General features: G+C 55.0%; 4 protein-coding genes, 1 tRNA gene and 2 rRNA genes. 2 read left to right on the top strand and 5 right to left on the bottom strand.

All coding sequences use genetic code 11. The features are described from left to right. Nucleotides 1-491, bottom strand: a 23S ribosomal RNA gene (locus tag EV586_RS20305); the annotation flags it as partial. A gap of 320 nt (nucleotides 492-811) precedes the next feature. Here EV586_RS20305 and EV586_RS20300 point away from each other — a divergent pair. Then, on the top strand, nucleotides 812-2,077 hold the full coding sequence (locus EV586_RS20300) for an erythromycin esterase family protein (protein ID WP_132946894.1): 1,266 nt from the start codon (nucleotides 812-814) through the stop codon (nucleotides 2,075-2,077). A 52-nt stretch (nucleotides 2,078-2,129) separates the two neighbouring features. On the opposite strand, the gene EV586_RS20295 is transcribed toward EV586_RS20300, so the two are convergent. Together EV586_RS20295 and EV586_RS20290 are read right to left on the bottom strand one after the other, a co-directional pair. Further along, entirely contained in the window at nucleotides 2,130-2,636 is a 507-nt protein-coding gene (locus EV586_RS20295; protein WP_243653108.1) for a GNAT family N-acetyltransferase, read from the bottom strand. A 52-nt stretch (nucleotides 2,637-2,688) separates the two neighbouring features. After that, on the bottom strand, nucleotides 2,689-6,216 hold the full coding sequence (locus EV586_RS20290; protein ID WP_243653107.1) for a non-ribosomal peptide synthetase family protein: 3,528 nt from the start codon (nucleotides 6,214-6,216) through the stop codon (nucleotides 2,689-2,691). A 462-nt stretch (nucleotides 6,217-6,678) separates the two neighbouring features. Here EV586_RS20290 and EV586_RS20285 point away from each other — a divergent pair, with 462 nt between their 5' ends. Beyond that, a complete protein-coding gene (locus EV586_RS20285) occupies nucleotides 6,679-7,242 on the top strand; it encodes an SdrD B-like domain-containing protein (protein WP_279388318.1) in 564 nt (187 codons plus the stop codon). A 54-nt stretch (nucleotides 7,243-7,296) separates the two neighbouring features. On the opposite strand, the gene EV586_RS20280 is transcribed toward EV586_RS20285, so the two are convergent. Beyond that, a tRNA-Val gene (locus tag EV586_RS20280) sits at nucleotides 7,297-7,371 on the bottom strand. Nucleotides 7,372-7,489: 118 nt separating this feature from the next. Beyond that, nucleotides 7,490-7,579: ribosomal RNA gene (locus EV586_RS20275) — 23S ribosomal RNA — on the bottom strand; the annotation flags it as partial.

Raw genomic sequence — 7,579 nt, 5'->3', positions numbered from 1 at the left:
TCGCCAAGTAGTATTTAGCCTTGGGAGGTGGTCCTCCCTGATTCCCACGGGATTTCTCGTGTCCCGCGGTACTTGGGGTATCGTCTCGGAGTCTGGTTGATTTTGAATACGGGACTTTCACCCTCTGCGGTCGGCCGTTCCAAGCCGTTCTTCTACCAAACAGATTTGTAACTCCATGTGAGACGCCCCGCAACCCCGCATGGCCGAAGCCACACGGTTTGGGCTGTTCCCCGTTCGCTCGCCGCTACTAGGAGAATCACTATTGTTTTCTCTTCCTCAGGGTACTTAGATGTTTCAGTTCCCCTGGTCTACCTCTCAACACCTATGGATTCAGTGCTGAGTGACACTCCATTACGAGTGCCGGGTTGCCCCATTCGGATACCCCCGGATCAACGCCTGCTTACGGCTCCCCGAGGCATTTCGGTGTTTGCCCCGTCCTTCATCGGCTCTTGGCGCCAAGGCATCCTCCGTGCGCCCTTCGTAGCTTAACCTAAGTTAACGCTTCGAAAGTACTGCATTTCAAACATGTCTTGACTCACTATTTCGCTATCCAGTTTTCAAGGAACATCGTATTTCGATCACCGCAACTCGCGGCGACAGGACTAATAATATCATGCGTGCCACCGCCTCACAATCTGTATCACAGCACAAACAGGAACAAATTTTTTCATCTTGTCCACGTAGCTTTTTTGCACTCTCTCAATCTCTTCATTTTACGTCCTTGCACACGAAAGAGTCGGCCGCGCGTAGGAACCTGCCCTTCAGGACATATCTATACTGCTGACAATAAACATCACGGAGCGATGACACCATGAACAGCGAGACGATCGTTGCACAGATTGAGAAAAACGCGATCCGCTTGTCGACCCCCGATGATCTCGATCTGCTGATCGAAGCAGCGGGCGATGCCAAATACGTTCTGCTCGGCGAGGCGTCGCACGGCACCTCCGAGTTCTACACCTGGCGGGCCGAACTATCCAAACGCCTGATCTCAGAAAAAGGATTCAATTTTATCGCCGTGGAAGGCGACTGGCCATCCTGCTACTCCCTGAACCGCTATCTCAAGCATGACCCGGGCGCCGAACCCACTCCGCGAGCGGCGATGCAGGCTTTCAACCGCTGGCCGACCTGGATGTGGGCCAACGCGGAGATCATCGAGCTCGCGAAATGGATGCGCGAATTCAATGCACAGCGCGCTCCGGAACAGCAAAAAGCCGGCTTTTACGGCCTCGACGTCTACAGCTTGTGGGAATCGATGGAGGAAGTGATCGGCTATCTGGCGCGCATCGGCTCTCCGGAACTTGCCCACGCCCAAAAAGCGTTTGCGTGCTTCGAGCCCTTCAAACGCAACGAGCAGTCCTACGGTCTGTCTGCAAGCTTCTTCTCGGAAAGCTGTGAAGAGGAAGTGGTGCGGGTCTTGATGGCGTTGCACAACGGACGCGATTTTGGCGCCCTGGATGCAGAGGCGGCTCTGAGCGCAGAGATCAACGCCCTGGTCGCGGTCAACGCCGAGCGTTACTACCGCGCGATGATCCGAAGCGGCCCGGATTCCTGGAACATCCGCGATCTGCATATGGCGGAGACGTTGAACCGCGTAGCCGACTTCTACGGACCCGATGCAAAAGCGATCATCTGGGAACACAACACGCACATCGGCGATGCCCGTGCCACCGACATGGCCGGAGCCGGCATGATCAACATCGGGCAACTGCTCCGTGAACAACATGCGGAAAACGACGTGTATGCGATCGGCTTTGGCACCCATCACGGCACTGTGATCGCCGGACGTGCCTGGGGCGCACCGATGGAGGAAATGCGCGTGCCGCCAGCACAAAGAGATTCGTGGGAAGATCTGCTGCACCGCGCCGGCAGCTATGACAAGATCCTGATGCTCGGTGCGGACAACGCTCTGTTTCAAGAGGTGATCGGGCACCGGGCGATCGGCGTCGTCTACGATCCGGAAGACGAACGGGGCAACTATGTGCCTTCCCGCATGGCGCAGCGCTACGATGCTTTCCTCTACATCGAAGAATCAAAAGCTCTCGACCCGCTCGTGCTCGGAGTTGTCCACAGCTGACTTCATAGAATGAAAGCCTCTGTTGCGCGATGGCGCAACAGAGGCTTTCGTTCTATGATCCGATTTCTTTGTAGTAGAACACCGTGGGATGCAGATCGCCATTTGCCGATCGCGCAAAGTTGGGAATCCGCCCCGCTTCCTGATACCCCATGGAAACGTAGAGCAGATTTGAAGGGTCGCCTGCTCTCGTATCGAGCACGATCAGCGACCGTCCCTCCTGCCGCGCTCTTGCTTCAGCCGTTTGCATCAACGCCCGGGCCACCCCTCGGCGGCGAAACTTGGGGTGCGTCATCAGCTTGGCGATCTCTGCCCGATGATCGCCGTTTTGCTTGCTGCTCAGATGCAGTTGAATGCTGCCGGCGATCTCATCGTCTACTTTCGCCACAAACAAAAGTACGCCGGGCTCCAACACATCCTCCCAATACCTCGTGGCCACCGGTTCCAACAAAGGCGGCAAAAAACCGACAGAAGCCCCGTCCTCCACGACCAGAATCAATAGTTCCGCAAGCTCCCGCAGGTGCTCGCCGACGCAAGTTACTGGCTCGACTTTCACAACAATCACCTCACGTCACTTTCTTCCCCTTTCATTTAGGCGAATCCTCCTGACCCGCTCAGACAGGTTGCTTGGGTTCGGGCACATACCCGATTTTCCTGACATACTCGATCATGTTTTGTACCAGTTGCCGATCCGGCTGCGGACAGGAGATCCCCGCCTCGGCGAGCAATCGCATCGTCCGGCTGCAGTCATAGCGCAAGACAGGTCCCTCCCCCTCAGCCTCCAACAGGTGGGCCAGCATCAGCGCTCGCCCTTCCTGCAACTCGGAGTCTGGTGCCAGCTGATAGACCCAGTTTTGCAACACTTCCGACTCCATCACCCGGATCGGATAGCCGCACGCTTGCAGCAGTTTTACAAACGCCTCGCCGCGCACCCCCTCCGGATTGCACACATGCAGGGTCTGCCCCGATGATTCCCGTCGACAAGCCAAATAGACGAGCGCCCGGCTGCAAAAATCGATCGGTGTCAAGTCGATAAAATGCTGATCGGCAACCGCCGCCTCCAACAGGAGCACCGCCTTCAGCGAGCGGTAAAATGCATTGGTCTCCACGTTGCGCTGAAACTTGCCAGACACCGAATGTCCGATCAGATTCCCCACGCGGTAAATGGAAGCATCGCACCCTTCCGCTATGGCCTGCCGCACCAACTCCTCCGCGTAGCATTTGCTTTTCACATACACGTTGTCTGCCGTCTGCTCGGATGGTCGGGAGCTGCCTTCGTCTATGATGTATTCCGCAACACCTGGAGGGGCCCAGGTGGCCGTGCTTAACGTGGAGACCAGATGAAACCGCACGCCGTGACGTCGTTTGGCGAAGTGGAGCAATTGCTCCGTTCCCCGCACATTGATTCTGAGGAATTCGGCTTCGTCCCCATAATGTCTGACATCTGCACCGCAATGCAAGATCGCGTCCACCTCTTGTTCGATGAGCTGCCGATCGTCTGCCGAGAGCCCTAGATCATCAGCAGCAAGATCACCTTGCAGCACCGCCACGCGATCCTTCACCCGTTCGAGAAACTGTTCGCCAAAATAAAAGTGCAGCGTATCAAACAGGCGAACGTCCGCATCCGTCTGCGCTTTCGCACGCACCAGACAATAGATTCGTGCTGACGTGGTTTCGATCAGATCATACAGCACATGCGAGCCCAGGAAGCCGGTCGCTCCGGTCAGCAAAACAGCCCGTGGCATCTGAAATCCTTTTTGCATCGGCTTAGTTGGTTGGACAAACCGATCTTCCTCCGCAACGGAGAAGGTCAGGCTTGCCGCCTGCTCTTGCCGCCTGAGATGCGCTTCCAGCGCGGCCACGGTCCGACAGGTATAAAAGTCTTGGATCTTCAACTCGGGAAAATCAGGCTTCAGCTGTAACAATATCGGGAAGATCGTCATGGAATCGCCGCCCAATGCAAAAAAATCATCATCGATCCCAACCTGCTTCACGCCAAGCATCGCCTCCCAGACCCCGGCGATTTTTTTCTGAATGTCGGTCACCGGCGGTGAAAAAGTAGCCGGATCAGTTGCGTACGCCTCCTCCGGTGCAGGCAAAGCCCGTTCATCGACCTTGCCATTTAACGTCATCGGGATCTTGGCGATCGGCAACAGAAACGCCGGCACCATGTAATCTGGCAATCGTTCGCTCAGAAACTCGCGAATCTCAGCCAGCGAGAACTTTTCCTTGGCGACGATGTAACCGACAATCCGCTTCAGACCGTTTGCACCATTCACGGCCACCACCACACACTCCTGCACCGCAGGATGCTTTCGAAGGACATTTTCGATCTCGCCAAGCTCGATGCGAAAGCCGCGGATCTTGACTTGTTTGTCGATGCGCCCCCCGAACTCGATGTTGCCATCCGGCAAAAAACGCCCCAAGTCCCCCGTCTTGTAGAGCATGCCTGCTGCAAACGGATTATTCAGGAAGCGTTCCGTCGTCAAAGCCGCTCTGTTCAAATACCCTTGCGCCAAGCCCGGACTGGCGATATAGATCTCCCCGAATACGCCGACCGGCACTTCACACATCGCTGCATCCAAGATATAGATGCTGCAGTTCGGAAGCGGTCGGCCGATCGGCAGGTTGTCCGGTATCGTGTCCGATCGTTTGGATGACCAGGCGGTCGCGCAGACTGTCGCTTCGGTTGGACCGTACGCATTGAGAAAATCGACTCGTTGCGCCCATGCTCTGGCAACCGCAGCCGGGCAAACATCGCCCCCAGCTGCCAACGCCTCCAAGTCCGGCCCCGCGTGCAGCGGCAGTTGGGCGATCATTGCAGGGGACAACAAGGCAAAGGTGATCTTTTCTCGGGCGAGAAGTTCGGTCAACGCGATCGGGTCACGCAAAACGCCGCTCTCCACCAAGACCAGGCAGCCACCCCGCAGCAAAGCAAAAAAGATCTCCAGAATGGAGGCATCGAACGAAAAAGAGGCGGTCTGCAGGATCCGGCTTTGCTCGTGAATTCCAAAGACATCCGCTTGGGCCATCGCTAAATTGCTCACTCCGCGATGTGTGAGCATCGCGCCTTTCGGATTCCCGGTCGAGCCGGACGTATAGATCACATAAGCCAAATCGTCAGCCGTATTCTGCAGAGGCAGAGCCGTGTCCGGAAGGGCTTCCAGCTCTTTCTGCTGCTCTTCGAACGTCAAAACGTTTCCGGGGAACTGGTTCAAGCGATGTTGCAGATGCCGACGCGTTACTACGAGCTCCGTCTGGCAGTCTTGCAACAGATAGTCGATCCTGACTTGCGGGGCGTCCGGGTCAATTGGAACATAGGCAGCACCTGCCTTTAACACCCCGAGGATGCCGATCACCATTTCAAACGAGCGATCGAGCAGCAAAGCGACCCGTTTTCCTTTGCCATAACCTTTCGCTCGCAAGAGATGCGCCAGCTGATTGGAGCGCGCATCCAACTGCGCATACGTGAGCGTCGATTCTGCAAACCGCAGCGCGATTCGATCGCCGGGGTGCTTTGCAAATAGCTCCTGTACCGTGAGTTCGTCCGGATAAGCAACAGGCTCAGCACTTTGCATGGAGCGAAGCAGATGCAGCTCTCCTTCACTCAGGACCGGAAGATCCCGAAGCTGCAAGTGGAACGAATCGCCCACCGCCAGCAGCAAGGTACGCAAGTTCGCGCTCATCCGCAGGATCGTGTCCTCCGCGAACAATCCGGCATCGTACAGAAAGGACAGTTGCATCGAGTGCTCCTGGACTTCCACAACAAGGCCCAATTCGATCTCCCCGTCCGCCTCCATCCAGTTTCGTATCCCAACAGTCTCACGTCCCAGCACGACAGATACCGGCAAATTATCTGCCGGAAAGGTTGTCACGTTCGTAAGCAATGTTTCGAACGTATCTGACAAGGCAAGATCAAACTCCGCCCGCACCCGCTCTGTGCCGTCCACGCCGATCTGCAGCAGACTTGCACCTGTATAGCGATGGAAGAACACAGCAAAAACGGTCAAGACAACGTCATGTACATCGAACGGCTGTTTGATCATGTCCCTGTTCATCATCAATGCTGTGGCGATCTTCACCTCACGCTGGTGCTTAAGGCGTGAGAAATCGGTCGCCAACTGGAATTGATTGTGAATCATATCCAAAACTTAAAACCTCACTTTTTAAAATTTTATTTCATTATTACCTAAAAATCTCTGTTTGCCAATAAAAAACCACCATTCCTTCCGGATCGGTGGCTCGATGATTCGCAAAACTGTCACATCACGTATTCATTTGGTGGAATCGAACTTCCGACCCCCACCGTGTCAATGTATGGCATCCGGCTGCATCCGTTCCGCCTCCGCTCATCATTGACAAGCAGTACTTCCAAGCCCCGACACCTCAATTCATTTCTTCAATTCTACCTATAACCTCACAGTTTACCTACATTTTGGGTAGTATTGTTCAAAATTTGTACAGGTCTGTTCGTTACAATCTCTTCCAGGGGTTACGCTACATTCAAGAAGTGATGGAGATTTACATGAAGAGTACGATGAACTCGGCACCAAAGTGTCCGAAACGCTGACCGGCAATGATTTTAACGCAATCCGGGCTATTACCTGTTCCCCAATCTGGTGGCCGGGAACTATACGCAAACGTTCCTCCCTGCGCCCGCTCTCTATGAAGGGCTGACGAGAGCCGCTCAGGGCGGAGACACTGCGCTCGATGAGAATCCCGACCCGTTGACCGGCAAAACCGGGCTGATCGCGCTGGCTGCCGGTGAAAAGAATCACACGATCGACGCTGGCGTCATCTTGAAAAAAGGCGCGCTCGGCAATTATGTGTGGCTCGATGAGAATGGCAACGGTGTGCAGGAGGACGGCGACACCGGGCGCAACGGCATTCGCGTCGAGCTGTATGACCATAACGGCGTGCTGCTCAAGCATACGACTACTGCGACTTACAATGGCAAAGACGGCTACTATCTGTTTGACAAACTGAACTCGGGCGACTACAGAGTCATAACTGCCCTCCCGTCAGTTGCCGTACGCTTTTACCGGCAAACAGCAGGGCGGAGACAGTTTGCTGTTGCTTCGCAAGCGTTCTGTCTCTGGAACTCAACAAAAGCCTCTTTTGCGTCGATCGCAAAAGAGGCTTTTGTTTGTGTTAGCCGAGATTCTTGATGGAAAACAAAAAAACTGCCATTCTCCATTGAATGGCAGTTTCTTTGATTCGTATGGTGGAATCGAGAGGAATCGAACCTCCGACCCCCACCGTGTCAAGGTGGTGCTCTCCCTCTGAGCTACGATTCCGTAGACGTACAAGATGTACAGTCGATCGCCGTTGCGACAGGACGTCGCTGATCTTAGGTGATCTACCGCCGTGTTCCCTGAAAACTGGATGCGAATCATAGTGAGTGTTGGACTTACTTAGGATAAGCCCTCGACCGATTAGTACTGGTCAGCTGCACGCCTCACGGCGCTTCCACCTCCAGCCTATCAACCTTGTCTTCTACAAGGG

Origin of the sequence: Tumebacillus sp. BK434, from assembly GCF_004340785.1 — a bacterium.
GTDB lineage: Bacteria > Bacillota > Bacilli > Tumebacillales > Tumebacillaceae > Tumebacillus_A.
Note: the sequence above shows the minus strand (reverse complement) of the source record. Positions and strands in the feature narration are given on the sequence as shown.

What these genes read in the sequence shown, in the direction of transcription:
- EV586_RS20300 (WP_132946894.1), top strand. Translation starts at nt 812, where the DNA reads ATGAACAGCGAGACGATCGTTGCACAGATTGAGAAAAACGCGATCCGC.
- EV586_RS20290 (WP_243653107.1), bottom strand. Translation starts at nt 6,216, where the DNA reads ATGATTCACAATCAATTCCAGTTGGCGACCGATTTCTCACGCCTTAAG.